Raw genomic sequence first — 16,654 nt, 5'->3', positions numbered from 1 at the left:
AACATGACCCGCCTACCTTGGGCGTATGACAACACGCCTGCCCGCACGAATAGCCTCCTGGTTCGAGGCGCGGCCCATGCCGGCCGCAGCGCCCGGTCAGGACCCCAGCGCCTGGGAACAGGGCAATGCGGCCATCGCCGATGTGACCAGGTGGGGCTGGCTCCCGGCACTCAGCGGGGTGTCCATCGCAGCCGAGCATGCCGCGAGGGCACACGGCCAAACGGCCGGTGCGGCCGGCGAGGGCTAGCCGCCGGACTGCTCTTCACGGCCTCCGGTAGGACTGCGTGGCGACGTAATTTGTCGGGTTGGGCACACTTTGCCTCAACTACCGGCATAATGACCTAAACTGCTTCACTGAGGTGCCTGAAATGGCGCTGCGCAGCAACGAAAGTGAACCACGCAATGGCTACCGATTACGACGCCCCACGCAAGACAGAAGAAGAGTCTCCCGCTGAATCGCTGGAGGCCCTTCAGGCGTCCCGCAGCGGCGGAGCCCAGACCGCCGTGATCGACGTTGACGAGAACGACACGGCCGAGGGCATCGACCTTCCCGGGGCGGACCTTTCCGGCGAAGAGCTCACGGTCACTGTTGTTCCCGAGCAGTCCGACGAATTCACCTGCTCCTCCTGTTTCCTGGTCCGTCACCGGTCCCAGGTTGCACGCGAAAAGAACGGCATGAAGTACTGCCGCGACTGCGAAGGCTAGGCACCTTTCCGGCGCGCCACAACTCCACAGCAAGGCATAACGAGGCGTCGGCAGCCCGAAAAGGGCGGCCGGCGCCTCGCTGCATCCGCAGAGTTAACTCCACCGCCGTCGTCGTTATCCGACATCACGGAACCACGCCCATAATCCCCCCGAAGGGTTCCGAACGGCGGGAAAACCACCACCGCAAACATCGTCCCGTAACCTGCGCCAGGGCTGGCTAACAGTTGGGCGCCGAAGGGATTTCGACCCTCGTTTTTGCCGGCGCCGACTCCTACGCTTGAGGTATCTCATCACTTCCGAGGGTGGCTCAAATGAAGAAATTTCAAGTATGGCTGGCGGCAATCCTGATGGCAGCCGGACTCGGCCTTGTGGCCCCGGCGCCGGCATCCGCCTCCTACTGCGGGCTGGTGTGGGGATCGCTGGAGAAATCCGAGGCGGCCATGAGTACCGGAAAGGTCACCGACGTCCGGACGGGCCAGCACTACTGCTTCGACCGCCTGGTGGTTGACCTCAACGGGCCCGTGGAAGGCTATACCGCACGGTATGTCCCCACAGTCGTGCAGGACGGTTCCGGGCTCCCGGTTCCCCTGCGCGGACGGGCATTCCTCCAGATCACCGTCACTGCGGCGGCTTATGACGACGGCGGCAACTCCACGTACAACCCGGCCGACAGGAATGAACTGACCAACGTTGGCGGCTACCAGACCTTCCGCCAAGTGGCCTGGGCGGGGAGCTTCGAAGGGTACTCGACCATCGGCCTTGGCGTTCGTGGACGCCTTCCCTTCAGGGTATTCACCCTGGACGGGCCGGGGGCAGGATCACGCCTGGTGGTAGACGTTGCACACTACTGGTGACCTGCACCAGCAAAACGCACTGCAGGCCCCGCTCCGGATCGTCCGGGGCGGGGCCTGCAGCCGTGTGGGTCCTTTTAACACAGTGGTTGCGGGGATCCCTTACTCGGGCACCACCAGGGCCGGGGTGTCCTTGCGGATGGTTTCGCCGCGGAAGAACCCGGGCCGGAGCCTGGCCATGATGAGCATGAACACGGCGCCGAGGGCGAGGATGCCGACGCCGAGGATGAACACCAGTCCCACGCCGAAGATCTCGGACCCGCTGCCGAACTCCGGCGCCCAGCTGTCTGCCGCCGTCTGCAGGAAAACCACCAGGAGGCCCAGTCCGCCCAGCAGCGGACAGAGCAGCCGCAGCATGAAGTGCCGGAAGCTGCTGAACACGCTCTCACGGAAGTACCAGACGCACGCGAATGCCGTCAGCCCGTAGTAGAAGCAGATCATCAGGCCAAGCGCGAGGATGGTGTCGTTGAGGACGTTTTCGCTGACCACGTGCATGATCGCGTAGAACCCCGCCGAGAGGACGCCCGACGCGACCGTGGCGAAGCCCGGCGTCGCAAACTTCCTGCTCAGGTGGCTGAAGGGCTTGGGCAGGGCACCGTAGTGGGCCATGGCCAGGAGGCTGCGGGACGGCGAGGTGAACGTGGATTGCAGCGAAGCCGCCGAGCTGGACAGGACGGCCAGGGACATCAGGATGGCGAAGGGGCCCATGATGGGGGAGGCCAGCGCCGTGAAGATGTTGGCGTGGTTCTCCTCGTTGTTCAGGCCGACGCCCTCGGTGCCCACCCCGGCGAACATCATGGTTGCGATGGTCACCAACAGGTAGATGCCCAGGACCACGACGGCGGTGAGGGTGCCGGCAATGCCTGCGGTCTTCTTGCCGTTGGCCGTTTCCTCGTTCACGGTGAGGCAGACGTCCCAGCCCCAGTACACGAAGATGGACAGCGAAATCCCGGCGGCAATCTGCCCGAAGGTTTCGATCTTGGTGACGTCAAACCATTCCCAGCTGAACGGGATGGAGGTTTCCGAGGAAGACCAGTTGGCGAACGCCATGGCGACGAACAGTCCGAGCACCAGCAGCTGGAATCCCACCAGGCCGTACTGCACGATCTTGGTGGTGTGCAGCCCGCGGTAGCTCACCCAGACGGCAAGCGCCACGAAGACAAAGCACGTGGCCACGTTGAGGGGCTTGTTGGCGGCGAGGTCGGCCAGTTCCGGCGTCCCCGTGAGCTGGGCGAGGAACAGGTAGAAAAAGTCCACCGCCACTGCGGCCAGGTTGGACAGCACGATGATGTTCGCCGCGAGGAGTCCCCAGCCTCCCATCCAGCCCACCCAGGGGCCGAACGCCTTGGTGACCCAGGTGAACGTGGTGCCGCTGTCCGGCGAGTCAGCATTGAGCTCCCGGTAGGCCAGGGACACCAGGATCATGGGAATGAAGCCGATGAGGAAGATGACAGGCAACTGCAGCCCGGCCTCGTTCACCGTGGGCCCGAGGGCGCTGGTCAGCGTGTAGGCCGGGGCAATCGTTGAAATGCCAAGGACGACGACGGCGAGGAGGCCCAGCTGCCCGCCCTTCAGTCCCTTTCCGGTGATGCCGTGCGGCGTGCCCGGCGCGTCAGCGACGGCGGAACTTGCGCCGGCTGCCCCGGCGCCGGCTGTGCCGGTCTCGGAGCTGTTGCGGATGGTTTGGGTCATGTCCGTCCCTTTCTGGGAATCATCACGGGTCTAGGAAGCAGCAGGCTGCTGCTGGGTGATGCAGTGGATGCCGCCGCCACGCGCGAACAGCTCGCGGGCGTCGATGCCCACGATCCGGCGCCCGGGGTAGGCATCGGCAAGGATCCGAAGGGCCTTTTCGTCGTTGGGGTCCGAGAAGGTGCAGGCGATGACCCCGCCGTTGACCACCAGGTGGTTGATGTAGCTGTAGTCCACGAATCCCTCGTCGTCCGTGAGCACAACGGGTGCGGGGACTTCGATGATGTTCCACTCCCGGCCTGCCGCGTCCCGCGTAGTGGAGAGGAAACTGATGATCTCGCGGCTGACCTCGTAATCGGGATGCCCGGGGTCCTGCTGGGAATGGACAAGCAGCGTGCCCGGGGAGGGGATGGCAGCCACGATGTCCACATGGCCCCGGGTTCCGAACCGCTCCGAGTCCCTGGCCAGGCCGCGGGGCAGCCAGACGGTGTGCGTGGCGCCGATGGTCCGGGCGAGCTCGGCCTCCACATCGGCCTTTGACAGTCCGGGGTTGCGGCCCGGGTCCAGCTGCACGGTTTCGGTGACCAGCACGGTGCCCTCACCGTCCACGTGGATGCCGCCGCCCTCGTTGACCAGGGCCGAGGAAAGGTGGCGGGCTCCGGACCGGCCGGCGACCTCCGCGCCGATCAGCGAGTCCTTGTCCCAGCGGGCCCAGTCCTGTCCGCCCCAGCCGTTGAAGACCCAGTCGACCGCGCCGAGGCGCCCTGCTTCGTCCAGCACGAACGTCGGGCCGATGTCCCGCATCCAGGCGTCGTTGAGGTCCGCGGTGAGAACCTCAACGGCCGGATCCAGGTAGCGGGCGGCGGTGTCGACGTCGTCGGGGGTCACCACCACGGTGACCGGCTCAAATTCGACGGCGGCATTGGCGACGGCGGCCCAGACGGATCGCGCTGCGTGGGCTTCTTCTGCCGTGTCACCGAGGGTGTACCCCCCGGTGGGGAACGCCATCCAGATGCGCTCCTGCGGCGCCGTCTCGGCGGGCATGCGCCACCGGCTCATGCGGTCACCTCGTGGTAAGTGGGTGCTTCGCCGCCCAGCGGCTCGCTGCGGCGGACGGGTTCCGTGAGCCGGCCGTAAGTGTCGGGGCGCCGGGTAGCAAGGAACGGGAAGAGCGTGAGCCAGTCTTTGCGCTGGTCCAGGTCCAGGTCGGCGACGAGGACGGCGGATTCGTCGCGGGGAGCCTGCGCCAGGATCCGGCCGTAAGGGTCCGAGATGAAGGAGGAACCGTAGAAGTTCAGTGTCCCCTCACTTCCCCAGCGGTTCGGCGCCACCATGAACAGGCCGTTGGCGATGCCGTTGCCGACGATCACCTGCTGCCAGAGCGGCTGGGTGTCAAAGTCCGGGTGGTCCGGTTCGGAGCCGATGGCCGTCGGGTACACCAGGATTTCCGCGCCGCCCAGGGAATACAGGCGCGCGAGTTCCGGGAACCATTCGTCCCAGCAGGTGGGCATGCCCAGCCGGGCGCCGCCCAGTTCGGCGGGGGAGTGGACCTCGTAGGCGTCCTCCCCGGCCGGGCCCTGGCGGAAGAACTTGTCCTCGTAGTAGCCGGCGGTCACCGGGATGTGGAGCTTGTGGGTTCGGGCCAGCAGTTCACCCTCGGGGGACACCAGGATGGACGTGTTCAGTCCCAGGCCATCGTCGGAGCCGTCCGGGTTCTCCGCACGCTGGTACAGGGAAGCATGGATGCAGATGCCGTGCCGGCGGGCGGCCTCAGCGGCGAAACGGAACGTGGGGCCGGTCAGCAGCTCCTCGGCGAGGTCCGACGGGCGGGGGCGTGCGGCCCAGGGGCGTGACGTGTCGTTTTCGGGGAGGGTGTCCGCCGGGTAGCGGGAGAGCGTGAGTTCCGGCAGGAAGACAACGGTGGCCCCCAGCCGGGCTGCGCGTCCGATGCCCTCGTCCAGTTCTGCGCGGAGTTCCGCGGCGTCGGCGTGCCAGCGGTGCTGAACCACTCCGATCCTCAGCGCAGGACGCGCCGAGGGCTGGGTCCGCGCGAGGGAAACAGGCGGGGTAAGGCAGGTGATTTCAATCATGGTGAATACTCCAGTGAGACGGCGGTCACTAAATGAATGACGTTCATTTAGTATCCATGCCATGCCGCCGCATGGCAAGGGAAAAATGAACAAACATCATTTTGTTAAGCCCGGCGCGAGAATCGGTGGCGCCGCTGTGGCGGCTGGGATAGTTTCGGATTACCCGAGAAACCGCTGACACCAGGAGGATCAATGAAGGCATCACCGACGCTGACCAATAATCTGCAGGCTGTGCTCGCGGACCTGATTGAACTGCACATCCAGGGCAAGCAGGCGCACTGGAACATCGTGGGAACGAACTTCCGTGACCTTCACCTGCAGCTGGATGAAATCATCGACGCCGCACGGAACTTTGCCGATGACATGGCCGAGCGCATGCGCGCGCTCCATGCCCTGCCGGACGGCCGCAGTGCCACCGTGGCGGAAACCACCAGCCTCGCCCAGTTCCCGCAGGGCCTGATCAGCACCAAGGACGCCGTTGACCGCATCGTGGCCGCACTTGAGGCCGCTGTGGGCACCATGCGCAAGGTCCACGACGAGGTTGATGAGGAAGATCCCACCACCGCGGACCTGCTACACGAGTTCATTGCCAAGCTCGAGCAGTACGCATGGATGGTGGGCGCGGAGAACATGAAGGCCTCGGCCAGCGTGACCACTCCCGACAGCAAGTAACCCCGGCGGCACACTAACGCCGCAGGGAAGACGGTTGCGACGCCCTTGTTCGCCCGCAGCCGCCAGGGAGGCCCGGCACCGGATCATCCGGCGCCGGGCCTCCCCTTTGCCCGGCCGGCCTATATCGAAAAGGGAAGAGGGGCTACTTCGCCTTGGGTACTCCGCGGAGTACGACGGCGACCAGGACCGCGGCCCCTGCCATCAGCCCCAGCGCAATGGACGCCGTCACGTGGACACCCGAATCAAACGCCACCCGGGCGGCGGACGTCAGGGCGTCCGCCAGCGGGGCCGGCAGCGAGTGGGCCAGCTCGACTGCCCCCGTCAGCGTCTCGCGGGCCTGGGCGACGTCGTGGGCGGCACTGCCGGTCCCGGACATGCTGATGCCCTCCGGCAGAACCAGGTTCCGCTGATAGGACGCAGTGAGGATCGAGCCAAGGATGGCTGTGCCAAGCAGTGAGCCAATCTCATAGCCTGTTTCCGATATGGCGGCTGCCGCGCCCGACTTTTCCGGCGGGACAGCCCCCAGGATCAGGTCGTTGGAGATGGTTTCCGCCGCGCCCACACCTAGGGCAAGGATTAGGAGGGCGCCCAGCAGGAGGGCCGGGCCGCCTGAATGATCGCCAAAGGCCACCACGAAGTAGCCTGCCGCGCTGAGCGACAGGCCCCCGGCAACCACGAAGCCGGGCCGAACCTTCCGCACCAGCGGCACCACGAGCAATCCGGCGGCCACGGTGGCAATCAGGGCCGGGATCATGGCGATTCCGGATTCCGTCGGGCGCTGGCCTTCCAGCAGCTGGAGGTGCTGGGCCAGGAAAAGAATGAAGCCGTTGAACGAAAACAGCGCCAGGACGTTGGCCGTGATGGCCGTGCTGAAAATCCTGTTCCCGAAGAGGCTCACGTCCAGTAGCGGGCTCAGGAGTCTTTTCTGGCGCCGGACGAAGACGTAGCCCATCAACAGCCCGAAGGCGATGATCGCGGCGGGTGCGACCCCGAATCCCTCCGTGGCCAGCGACTTGATGCCGTAGACCACGGGAACCATCGTCAGCAGGGACAGGGCGATGCTGGCGATGTCCGCCGTGCCGGGCCGCGGGTCCCTGGACTCGGGAATGAAAACAGGGCCGAAGGCCAGGATGGGCAGCATGATGGGCACTGCAACCAGGAGGATGGCGCCCCACCAGTACTGCTCCACGAGCCAGCCGCCGAAGATCGGGCCCAGTGCGGCACCACCCGAGAATCCTGCCGCCCAGATGGCAATGGCAAGCCGCCGCCGGTTGGGGTCCGGGAAAATGTTGCGGATCAGGGACAGGGTGGACGGCATCAGCATCGCACCGAAAAAGCCCAGTGCCGCGCGTCCGGCGATGAGCCATTCCGCGCTGGGAGCGAAGGCGGTGGCTGCCGACACCGCGGCAAAGCCCGTGCTGCCGATCAGGAGGAGCCGGCGGCGGCCGATCCGGTCGCCAAGACTCCCCATGGCCACGAGGAGCCCGGCGAGGACCAGCGGATAGGCGTCCACGATCCAGAGCAGTTGAACGCCGCTGGGTTCCAGGCTGCGGGCGATCGCGGGCAGCGCGAACGTCAGGGCGGTGTTGTCGACGGCGACCAGCAGGACCGGAAACATCAGCAGCCCGAGGGCAAGCCATTCACGTCCCGGCTTCGGGGCGCCAAGCTGCCGGCCGGTCGGCTGTGGGCCAGTGGGCTGCCGGCCGGCAGGCTGGTGCGCGGCGCGGACGGAAGCGCCGGCGGCGAGGTCCTGCGTGGCCGGCGTCGAAGGTGAGGAGAAGGTACCCATGTAATAACTGTACCGTCTGGACGGTATAGTTAAGAAATGAGCCCGGGCCACCGGGCATGATAGGAACCATGGCCAGAAAACCTGTTGCACGCGAGGCCGTGCTGGACGCCTTTGAATCCCTCCTGATTGAAGTGGGTGAACGCGCCGCCACCCTGGATGCCGTGGCGAGGCGGGCCGGCGTTTCCAAGGGCGGACTCCTGTACCACTTCCCGAACAAGGAGGCCATGATCTCGGCGCTCCTGGAGCGCATGGACCGGCTGGTCGCGGAGGATGTTCAAATCATGGCCAACGCTCCTGAAGGGGCGGCGGTTCACTTCATCAAAGCCTCCCTCTGGGCAGACACTCCGCTGGACCGGGTCTTCGTGGCCGCCACTAGGCTGGCCGAAGTGGCCCACGAGGAAACGCTGCATCGATTCGCTGCCGTCCAGGGCGCCTGGCTGGGGCTGCTGGCAGGGGACGTCGGCCCGGCGATGGCCAAGGCCGTGCTCTACATGGGCGATGGACTGTATTTCAATGCCATGCTCGCCAGCGGTCCCGGTGCCTCGCCGCCCGAAATGAGCGGCGACGTCGACAGTCTCCTGGCCGCCGTCGAACGCCTCCGCGGCTGAGCGCCGCGCGGCTGCCGAACCCGCCGTTCAGGCCCGCCGCTCCGGAGGTTCGTAACGCGGCGCCGGCGTTGTCCCTGGAGTTTGCAGACGCGTCTCCGGCGTAGGACAATGGACGCTGTGACTGTTGTCACCGCAAACTAAATATGCCTTTGATCTGCGGCGGGAGAGTTCTGCAAGTAGGTACAAGCAGGCGCCGTAGGAGCAAATCCTCCCCAGGAATCTCTCAGGCCCATGTACCGCCGCGGCAAGGCAACTCTGGAAAGCAGCAGGCTGTCCGTCCCGCGTCCCAACCCTGTTGAGACGCGGAACGCTGACATGCTGTGCTCACCGACGGTGCAAGCGGACCCATGCGAAAGCACGGCTCCGCGGAAACTCTCAGGTCCAATACAGAGTGGGGAGGAACCCGAATCGATGTGGCGTACCCTGCGCCGCCTTAGTTATGGAGTTCCTTGTGACTGTCAATTCAGCCTCCACTTCCTTCGTTGACCGCCATATCGGCGCGCGCCGCGAAGCCGACGTCGACGCGATGCTCAAGGCTGTCGGCTACGACACCGTTGACTCGCTGGTTGACACGGCCGTTCCGAAGGATATCCGGCAGGAAGTCGCCCTGACGTTGCAGGACGCCCTGAGCGAGGTCGAGGTACTGGCCGAGCTGCGCAAGCTGGCTGCCAGGAACAAAACGGCAGTACAGATGATCGGCCAGGGCTACTACGACACGGTGACCCCGGCAGTGATCCGCCGCAACATCCTCGAATCCCCGGCCTGGTACACCGCCTATACGCCCTACCAGCCGGAAATCTCCCAGGGCCGCCTTGAGGCACTCCTGAACTTCCAGACCATGGTCCAGGACCTCGTGGGCCTGCCCATCGCCAACGCCTCCCTGTTGGACGAAGCCACCGCCGTGGCTGAAGCAGTCCTGATGATGCGGCGTGCCAACAAGAACAAGGCCGCCCATGACGGCAAGACGGTCCTGGACGCGGATGTCCTGCCGCAGACCATCGCCATCGTCAAGGGCCGTGCCGAGGCGCTCGGCTTCGAGGTTGAGGTGGCGGACCTCTCCAAGGGACTGCCCGACGGCGTCATCAACGGCATCGTGCTGCAGCAGCCGGGCGTTTCCGGCCGTGTGTTCGACCACGCCGCCGTTATCGCCGCCGCGAAGGAACGCGGCGCGCTGGTCACCGTGGCGGCCGACCTGCTCTCGCTGACCCTGATTACCCCTCCGGGTGAGCAGGGCGCGGACATCGCCGTCGGCTCCACCCAGCGCCTGGGTGTGCCGCTGTTCTTCGGCGGCCCGCACGCCGCCTACATGGCCGTCCAGAAGGGTCTTGAGCGTTCCATGCCCGGCCGCCTGGTGGGTGTGTCCAAGGACAACGCCGGCACCCCGGCCTACCGCCTTGCCCTGCAGACCCGCGAGCAGCACATCCGCCGCGAAAAGGCCACGTCCAACATCTGTACCGCACAGGCGCTACTGGCCATCGTCTCCTCGATGTACGCCGTCTACCACGGCCCTGACGGACTGAAGTCCATCGCCGAGACCGTCCACCAGAACGCGCGCACCCTGGCGGCCTCCCTGCAGGGCGCAGGCCTTGAGATCCTGCACGGCAGCTTCTTTGACACCATCACCGTCCGCGTCCCGGGCAAAGCCGCCGACATCGTCGCCGCCGCCGAAGCCAAAGGCATCAACCTGCGTGGCATCGATGCAGACACGGTCGGCATCTCCGCTGACGAAACCACGACCCCGGAAACCGTCGCCGCCGTTGCCGCCGTCTTCGGCGCCGAGGTTGCCTCGGACGACGCAGGCTTCGCCCTCGACGCTGCCGTCGAGCGTTCCTCGGACTACCTGCAGCACCCGGTTTTCAACACACACCGCTCGGAAACCCAGTTGCTGCGCTACATCCGCAAGCTCTCGGACCGCGACCTCGCGCTGGACCGCACCATGATCCCGCTGGGTTCATGCACCATGAAGCTGAACGCCACCGCCGAGATGGAAGCCATCTCCTGGCCGGAGTTTGCCTCCATCCACCCCTTCGCCCCGGACTCCCAGACCGAAGGCTGGCGTGAACTGATCGAAGGCCTGGAAGCGGACCTCGCGGAGATCACCGGCTACGACCAGGTTTCCATCCAGCCGAACGCCGGCTCGCAGGGCGAGCTCGCGGGCCTGCTGGCGATCCGCGGCTACCACCTGTCCCGCGGCGATGACCAGCGCAACGTCTGCCTGATCCCGGCCTCGGCGCACGGCACCAACGCCGCGTCCGCCGTCCTGGCCGGCATGAAGGTGGTCGTCGTGGCCACCGCAGCCGACGGCACCATCGACCACGCCGACTTCCAGGCGAAGATCGAAACCCACAAGGACGTCCTGTCCGCGATCATGATCACCTACCCGTCCACGCACGGCGTATACGACGCCGACGTCCGCGAAATCTGCGACTCGGTGCACGCGGCCGGCGGGCAGGTCTACGTTGACGGCGCCAACCTGAACGCCCTGGTGGGCCTGGCGCAGCCGGGCAAGTTCGGCGGCGACGTGTCCCACCTGAACCTCCACAAGACCTTCTGCATCCCGCACGGCGGCGGCGGACCGGGCGTCGGCCCGGTTGCGGCCAAGGCCCACCTTGCGCCGTTCATGCCGGGCGATGCCAACAAGGCTGCCCACGAAGACGGTCACGGCGTGGCAATCTCGGCGTCGCGCTTCGGTTCCGCCGGGGTGCTGCCGATCTCCTGGGCCTACGTGAAGCTGATGGGCGGTACCGGCCTGACCGACGCCACCAAGTCCGCGCTGCTGGCGGCGAACTATATCGCTTCCCGCCTGAACGAGTTCTTCCCGGTCCTGTATACCGGCGAAGGCGGACTCGTGGCGCACGAGTGCATCCTGGACCTGCGTGCCCTGACGGCCAAGACGGGAGTTACGGCGGAAGACGTGGCCAAGCGCCTCATCGACTTCGGCTTCCACGCCCCCACGCTGGCATTCCCGGTTGCCGGCACGCTCATGGTGGAGCCCACCGAGTCCGAGGACCTCGTGGAGATTGACCGCTTCATCGATGCCATGATCACCATCCGCCAGGAAATCGACCAGGTGGCCAACGGCGACTTCACGGTGGAGAACTCCCCGCTGCGCAACGCACCGCACACCGCGGCCGCCGTCGTCTCCTCCGACTGGAGCCGCGAATACCCTCGCGAGCAGGCCGCCTTCCCCGTCCACCACCTCAAGCAGGACAAGTACTTCCCGCCCGTGGGCCGCATCGACGGCGCAGCAGGGGACCGCAACCTGATCTGCTCCTGCCCGCCCATCGAAGACTTCGAAAACTAAGGATTCCCGCGATGACTGAGAACTACACAGCACTCCACGAAGAGCACAAGAAGCTCGGCGCTTCCTTCACCGACTTCGGCGGCTGGCAGATGCCCCTCAAGTACAGCTCCGAACTGGCAGAGCACCACGCCGTCCGCAAGGCCGCGGGCATCTTCGATCTCTCCCACATGGGCGAAGTCTGGGTGACCGGCCCCGACGCCGCGGCCTTCCTCGACTATGCCCTGGTGGGCAAGATTTCGGCGATGGCCGTCGGCAAGGCCAAGTACTCGCTGATCTGCAACGAGGACGGGGGCATCATTGACGACCTCATCACCTACCGTCGGCCCGCTCCGGCGGAGGCCGGACAGGACAGCACTGACAGGTTCCTCGTGGTGCCGAACGCCGGCAACGCCAAGGTGGTGGCCGATGCCCTGGCTGAGCGGGCTGCAGGCTTCGACGTTGTCGTCGACGACGTGTCGGCCGCCACTTCGCTGATCGCCGTCCAGGGTCCCAAGGCCGAAGGCATCCTGCTCCGCCTGGTTCCCGCGGCGCAGCACGAGCTGGTCACCGGCCTGAAGTACTACGCCGCCGTCGAGGTTCCCTTTATGGTGGCCGGACGCAGCACCGACCTCCTGCTGGCCCGCACCGGTTACACCGGTGAGGACGGTTTCGAAATCTTCGTGGAGAACGCCGACGCAGCCGCCCTCTGGCAGGCCATCGTCGCCATCGCGGATGAAGGGGAACTGACGCCTGCCGGCCTGGCCTCCCGCGATTCGCTCCGGCTGGAAGCCGGCATGCCGCTGTACGGCAACGAACTCTCCATCGACGGCGACCCGTTCGCCGCCGGACTGGGACCCGTCGTCGCGCTTTCCAAGGAAGGCGACTTCGTGGGCAAGGCGGCACTGGCAGCCAAAAAGGAAGCCGGTGCAGGATCAACCAGCGGCCGCAAGCTTGTTGGCCTCAAGGGCCTCGGACGCCGTGCCGGCCGGGGCCACTACCCGGTCCTCAAGGACGGCAACGTCGTAGGCGAGGTGACCTCCGGCCAGCCCAGTCCGAGCCTCGGCTACCCGGTCGCGCTCGCCTACGTCGATGTCGAGTTCACCGAACCCGGCACCGCCCTGGACATCGACCTCCGGGGCAAGGCGGAGCCGTTCGAAGTCGTCGCACTGCCTTTCTACAAGCGCCAAAAGTAGCGCCGGCTGTCGGCGGTTCGCGGCTCCGGTGCCGGCACCGTTTGGCCCCGTCGGGGCTGACATCCTCCGCGTGCTCGGTCGCGTGGACGCCCGCTGGGCGGACGTGACGCTCCCTTAGACGCACGCTTCCGGATGCCAGCTCCGAAGGGGGCCTCTGGCCAGCTCACCTTTTGAACTACCGCTAAGACAGGACTGCCGCCCCGTTCCGGCGCTTTCGTCAGCCAAGGTGCTGGGGGATGGATGGCCTGCCGTGGGTTGGCTTGTCCTACCGGCACGTCGACAAGCTCGATCATTGGGGGTTGAGCTTGTTGAAGCCGTTGGCGCCAACGTGGAGCTAGGACCTATTGATTTGAAAGCCAGGTTTCTTTTCGGAGAAAGCACTGGCACAAAGCGGCGGGGAAGTGGATTCCGGAAGCGTGCGTCTAAGGGAGCGTCGCGTCCGCCCAGCGGGCGCCAACGCGACCGAGCACGCGGAGGATGGCGCGTCCCGCCGCGATACCCAGCCACCATTGATTTAGCCCACTAGTTTCAAGAGCAAAGGAAAAAACATGGCAAAAGTTGCCGTTGAACTGCAGTACTCCGACGAGCACGAGTGGGTTGCGCGCGAGGCCGGGAACGTTGTGTCCATCGGCATCTCCGCCGTGGCCACGGATGCCTTGGGCGACATCGTGTACGTGGACCTGCCCGAGGTTGGTGCCGCGGTGACCGCGGGGGAGACCTGCGGTGAGGTGGAGTCCACCAAGTCCGTCTCGGACCTGTACTCCCCGGTGACCGGCGAGGTCACGGAGATCAACCCCGCCGTCGTCGACGATCCGGCCCTGATCAACAGTGATCCGTACGGCGCCGGCTGGCTGTTCAAGGTGGCTGCCGAGTCCGACGGCCCGCTGCTCTCCGCGCAGGAGTATGCGTCCAAGAACGGCGGCGAACTGTGAGCGCGGCTCAGGCAACAGCGTTCGAGCAGGTAGTCTCCCCGTCCCTGGATGCGGACCTGTCCGCACTGGACCCGGAGATCGCGGCGAAGATCGACGACGAGCTGGCCCGCCAGCGTACGGGCCTGGAGATGATCGCGTCGGAGAACCACACTGCCGCGGCGGTGATGCAGGCGCAGGGTTCGGTGTTGACGAACAAGTACACCGAGGGGTACCCGGGCAAGCGCTACTACGGCGGCTGCGAGCACGTTGACGTGATCGAGCAGCTGGCCATCGACCGGGTGAAGGCCCTGTTCGGCGCCGGGTTCGCGAATGTGCAGCCGCACTCCGGTGCGCAGGCGAACGCTTCGGTGATGCACGCGCTGATCAAGCCGGGCGACACGATCATGGGCCTGAACCTGGCGCACGGCGGTCACCTGACCCACGGCATGCGGATCAATTTCTCCGGCCGGCTGTACAACGTGGTCCCATACCAGGTCCGCGAAGACACCCACACCATTGACATGGCTGAGGTGGAACGCCTGGCCCTGGAGCACAAGCCGCAGCTGATCGTGGCCGGCTGGTCCGCGTACGCCCGGCAGCTGGACTTCGCGGAGTTCCGCCGGATCGCCGATTCGGTGGGTGCGTACCTGATGGTGGACATGGCGCACTTCGCCGGCCTGGTGGCAGCCGGGCTGCACCCGTCCCCGGTCCCTTACGCGCACGTCACGACGTCCACGACGCACAAGACCCTGGCCGGTCCGCGCGGCGGGATCATCCTGACCAACGACGCCGCGATCGCGAAGAAGATCAACTCCGCGGTGTTCCCGGGCCAGCAGGGCGGGCCGCTGGAGCACGTGATCGCGGGCAAGGCCGTGGCGTTCAAGATCGCCGCGTCCGCGGAGTTCAGGGAACGCCAGGAACGCGTCCTCGCCGGTGCCCGGATCCTGGCCGAGCGGCTGGTCCAGCCGGACGTCACGGCCAAGGGGATCAACGTGATCTCCGGCGGCACCGACGTGCACCTGGTCCTGGTGGACCTGCGCAACTGCGAGCTGGACGGCCAGCAGGCCGAGGACCGGCTCGCGGAGATCGACATCACCGTCAACCGCAACGCGGTGCCGTTCGATCCGCGCCCGCCGATGGTCACCTCCGGGCTGCGGATCGGCACCCCGGCCCTCGCGACCCGCGGATTCGGCGAAGCCGCCTTTACCGAGGTCGCGGACATCATCGCCGAGGCCCTGACTGCCGACGCCGGCGCGGACCTCTCCGGCCTGCGCTCCCGGGTGGAGTCGCTGGCCGCCGCCCACCCGCTCTACCCGTCGGTTGCGAACCTCGGCTAGAGCACGTATTACAGAAGTACAGATCACGACGCCGGGCGGCCGCCACAAGCTGCCGCCCGGCGCCGCGCATCGGGCAACGCGCCCGCCGACCGGCGGTTGCGCGGCCCTTCCGGCAGGACCATCTGCCGGACCACAGTTAGACCTAGTTAGGAACCGATCATGGCTGTTGGTGTCTTTGATCTTTTTTCCATCGGAATAGGACCGTCCAGTTCACATACGGTGGGTCCGATGCGGGCTGCCGCGGTGTTCGCCGAGGAGCTCAAGGGCTCCGGCACCCTCGAGAAGGTGGCGTCGCTGCGGGTGGATCTCTACGGCTCCCTGGCCGCGACCGGGCACGGCCACGGCACCATGACGGCGATCCTGTTGGGCCTGGAGGGCTTCCACCCGGAACTGATCCTGCCCGATGAGGTGGAGGAGCGGCTGGCCGCGATCGCCGGGTCCGGGAAACTGCAGCTGGCGGGGTCCGTGCAGCTCCCGTACGGGGTGCAGGATATCGTGCTGCGGCCGCTGACCATTCTGCCGCGGCATACCAACGGCATGACGTTCACGGTTTCCGACGCGGCCGGGGAGGTCCTGCACCGTGCCACGTTCTTCTCCGTGGGCGGCGGCTTCATCGTCCGCGAAGGCGAGGAGGACGCGGCGCTGAAGGAACTCGATGAGTCCAAGAAGGAACTGCCGCTGCCGTTCCGGACCGCGGCGGAACTGCTGGGCCGCTGCCAGTCCAAGGGCCTGTCCATCGGGGAGATCATGTTCGTGAACGAACGCGCGTCCCGGACGGAGGAGGAGATCCGGGCGGGCCTGCTGCACATCTATGCGGTGATGGAAGGCTGCGTGGAAACGTCCCTCAAGCGTGAGGGGCTGCTGCCCGGCGGGCTGAAGGTCCGCCGTCGGGCCCCGGACTGGCACGAGCGGCTCCTGAAGGAAAGCCGGGACCACGATCCCGGGTACCGGGACCCGAAGTAYTGGCAGGAGTGGGTGAACCTGATCGCGCTGGCSGTGAAYGAGGAGAACGCTTCCGGCGGCCGGGTGGTCACCGCCCCCACGAACGGTGCCGCGGGGATCATCCCGGCCGTGCTGTACTACGCACTGCATTTCGCCCCCGGCATGGATGTGGCCACCCAGGCGGACCGYGACGACGTCGTGGTCAAGTTCCTGCTGACCGCGGCCGCCATCGGGGTGCTGTACAAGGAGCAGGCCTCGATCTCCGGGGCCGAGGTCGGCTGCCAGGGCGAGGTCGGSTCGGCGTCCTCGATGGCGGCCGCCGGACTGGCCGAGGTCATGGGCGGGACCCCGCAGCAGGTGGARAACGCCGCGGARATCGCGATGGAACACAACCTGGGCCTGACCTGCGACCCGATCGGCGGGCTCGTGCAGATCCCCTGTATCGAGCGCAACGCCATCGCCGCGGCGAAGGCCATCAACGCCGCCAAAATGGCGCTCTGGGGCGACGGCACACACCGGGTCTCCCTCGACGAAGTCATCGTCACCATGCGCGAAACCGGCAAGGACATGAGCTCCAAATACAA

General features: G+C 66.4%; 14 protein-coding genes and 2 riboswitches. Of the genes, 10 read left to right on the top strand and 4 right to left on the bottom strand.

What is annotated here, in order from left to right; genetic code table 11:
* The first annotated feature begins 25 nt into the window (after nucleotides 1–25).
* From AC1DRE_RS24515 to AC1DRE_RS24505, 3 genes are all read left to right on the top strand, one after another.
* On the top strand, nucleotides 26–247 hold the full coding sequence (locus tag AC1DRE_RS24515) for a hypothetical protein (RefSeq protein WP_476987074.1): 222 nt from the start codon (nucleotides 26–28) through the stop codon (nucleotides 245–247).
* A gap of 155 nt (nucleotides 248–402) precedes the next feature.
* A complete protein-coding gene (locus AC1DRE_RS24510) occupies nucleotides 403–705 on the top strand; it encodes a DUF4193 domain-containing protein (RefSeq protein WP_104176232.1) in 303 nt (100 codons plus the stop codon).
* Between the two features lie 311 nt (nucleotides 706–1,016).
* Nucleotides 1,017–1,559, top strand: coding sequence for an AMIN-like domain-containing (lipo)protein (locus AC1DRE_RS24505; protein WP_476987073.1), 543 nt, complete (start codon nucleotides 1,017–1,019; stop codon nucleotides 1,557–1,559).
* A gap of 99 nt (nucleotides 1,560–1,658) precedes the next feature.
* On the opposite strand, the gene AC1DRE_RS24500 is transcribed toward AC1DRE_RS24505, so the two are convergent.
* Genes AC1DRE_RS24500 through AC1DRE_RS24490 form a run of 3 tightly spaced genes read right to left on the bottom strand, consistent with a single transcriptional unit; the run spans nucleotide 1,659 to nucleotide 5,335 of the window.
* On the bottom strand, nucleotides 1,659–3,248 hold the full coding sequence (locus AC1DRE_RS24500) for an APC family permease (protein ID WP_476987072.1): 1,590 nt from the start codon (nucleotides 3,246–3,248) through the stop codon (nucleotides 1,659–1,661).
* 30 nt (nucleotides 3,249–3,278) lie between these two features.
* Nucleotides 3,279–4,304 (bottom strand): agmatine deiminase family protein, encoded by a 1,026-nt coding sequence (locus tag AC1DRE_RS24495; protein ID WP_476987071.1) that lies wholly within the window; start codon nucleotides 4,302–4,304, stop codon nucleotides 3,279–3,281.
* Nucleotides 4,301–5,335 carry a nitrilase-related carbon-nitrogen hydrolase gene (locus tag AC1DRE_RS24490; RefSeq protein WP_476987070.1) on the bottom strand — a complete coding sequence of 345 codons (1,035 nt, stop codon included), beginning with the start codon at nucleotides 5,333–5,335 and terminating at the stop codon, nucleotides 4,301–4,303. The genes AC1DRE_RS24495 and AC1DRE_RS24490 overlap by 4 nt, the downstream gene beginning before the upstream one ends.
* A gap of 192 nt (nucleotides 5,336–5,527) precedes the next feature.
* On the opposite strand from AC1DRE_RS24490, the gene AC1DRE_RS24485 reads away from it, so the two are divergent.
* On the top strand, nucleotides 5,528–6,007 hold the full coding sequence (locus AC1DRE_RS24485; RefSeq protein ID WP_011690627.1) for a Dps family protein: 480 nt from the start codon (nucleotides 5,528–5,530) through the stop codon (nucleotides 6,005–6,007).
* A gap of 142 nt (nucleotides 6,008–6,149) precedes the next feature.
* Here AC1DRE_RS24485 and AC1DRE_RS24480 read toward each other — a convergent pair whose 3' ends face one another.
* Nucleotides 6,150–7,796, bottom strand: a complete 1,647-nt coding sequence (locus AC1DRE_RS24480; protein ID WP_476987069.1) for an MFS transporter — start codon at nucleotides 7,794–7,796, stop codon at nucleotides 6,150–6,152.
* A gap of 68 nt (nucleotides 7,797–7,864) precedes the next feature.
* On the opposite strand from AC1DRE_RS24480, the gene AC1DRE_RS24475 reads away from it, so the two are divergent.
* The 6 genes from AC1DRE_RS24475 to AC1DRE_RS24450 all read left to right on the top strand — a co-directional run.
* A complete protein-coding gene (locus AC1DRE_RS24475; RefSeq protein ID WP_104176238.1) occupies nucleotides 7,865–8,404 on the top strand; it encodes a TetR/AcrR family transcriptional regulator in 540 nt (179 codons plus the stop codon).
* A gap of 150 nt (nucleotides 8,405–8,554) precedes the next feature.
* Nucleotides 8,555–8,653, top strand: a riboswitch (glycine riboswitch).
* Nucleotide 8,654: 1 nt separating this feature from the next.
* A riboswitch (glycine riboswitch) is annotated at nucleotides 8,655–8,804 on the top strand.
* Nucleotides 8,805–8,855: 51 nt separating this feature from the next.
* The gene (gcvP, locus tag AC1DRE_RS24470) at nucleotides 8,856–11,708 is read left to right on the top strand and encodes an aminomethyl-transferring glycine dehydrogenase (protein ID WP_476987068.1); all 2,853 of its coding nucleotides are present in this window, start codon (nucleotides 8,856–8,858) and stop codon (nucleotides 11,706–11,708) included.
* A gap of 11 nt (nucleotides 11,709–11,719) precedes the next feature.
* Complete coding sequence (gene gcvT / locus AC1DRE_RS24465) at nucleotides 11,720–12,880, top strand: glycine cleavage system aminomethyltransferase GcvT (protein ID WP_476987067.1); 1,161 nt, start codon at nucleotides 11,720–11,722, stop codon at nucleotides 12,878–12,880.
* A 548-nt stretch (nucleotides 12,881–13,428) separates the two neighbouring features.
* Nucleotides 13,429–13,812, top strand: coding sequence for a glycine cleavage system protein GcvH (gene gcvH / locus AC1DRE_RS24460; RefSeq protein WP_476987066.1), 384 nt, complete (start codon nucleotides 13,429–13,431; stop codon nucleotides 13,810–13,812).
* Nucleotides 13,809–15,128: a serine hydroxymethyltransferase gene (gene glyA / locus AC1DRE_RS24455; protein ID WP_476987065.1), complete on the top strand. Its 1,320-nt coding sequence runs from the start codon at nucleotides 13,809–13,811 to the stop codon at nucleotides 15,126–15,128. Before gcvH ends, glyA begins: the two co-directional genes overlap by 4 nt.
* Nucleotides 15,129–15,287: 159 nt before the next feature.
* The coding region (locus AC1DRE_RS24450; protein WP_476987064.1) for an L-serine ammonia-lyase at nucleotides 15,288–16,654 on the top strand (1,367 nt) is incomplete at its 3' end.

Source organism: Arthrobacter sp. P4_H3 (genome assembly GCF_056400885.1).
This window is presented reverse-complemented; position numbering and strand designations above follow the sequence as displayed.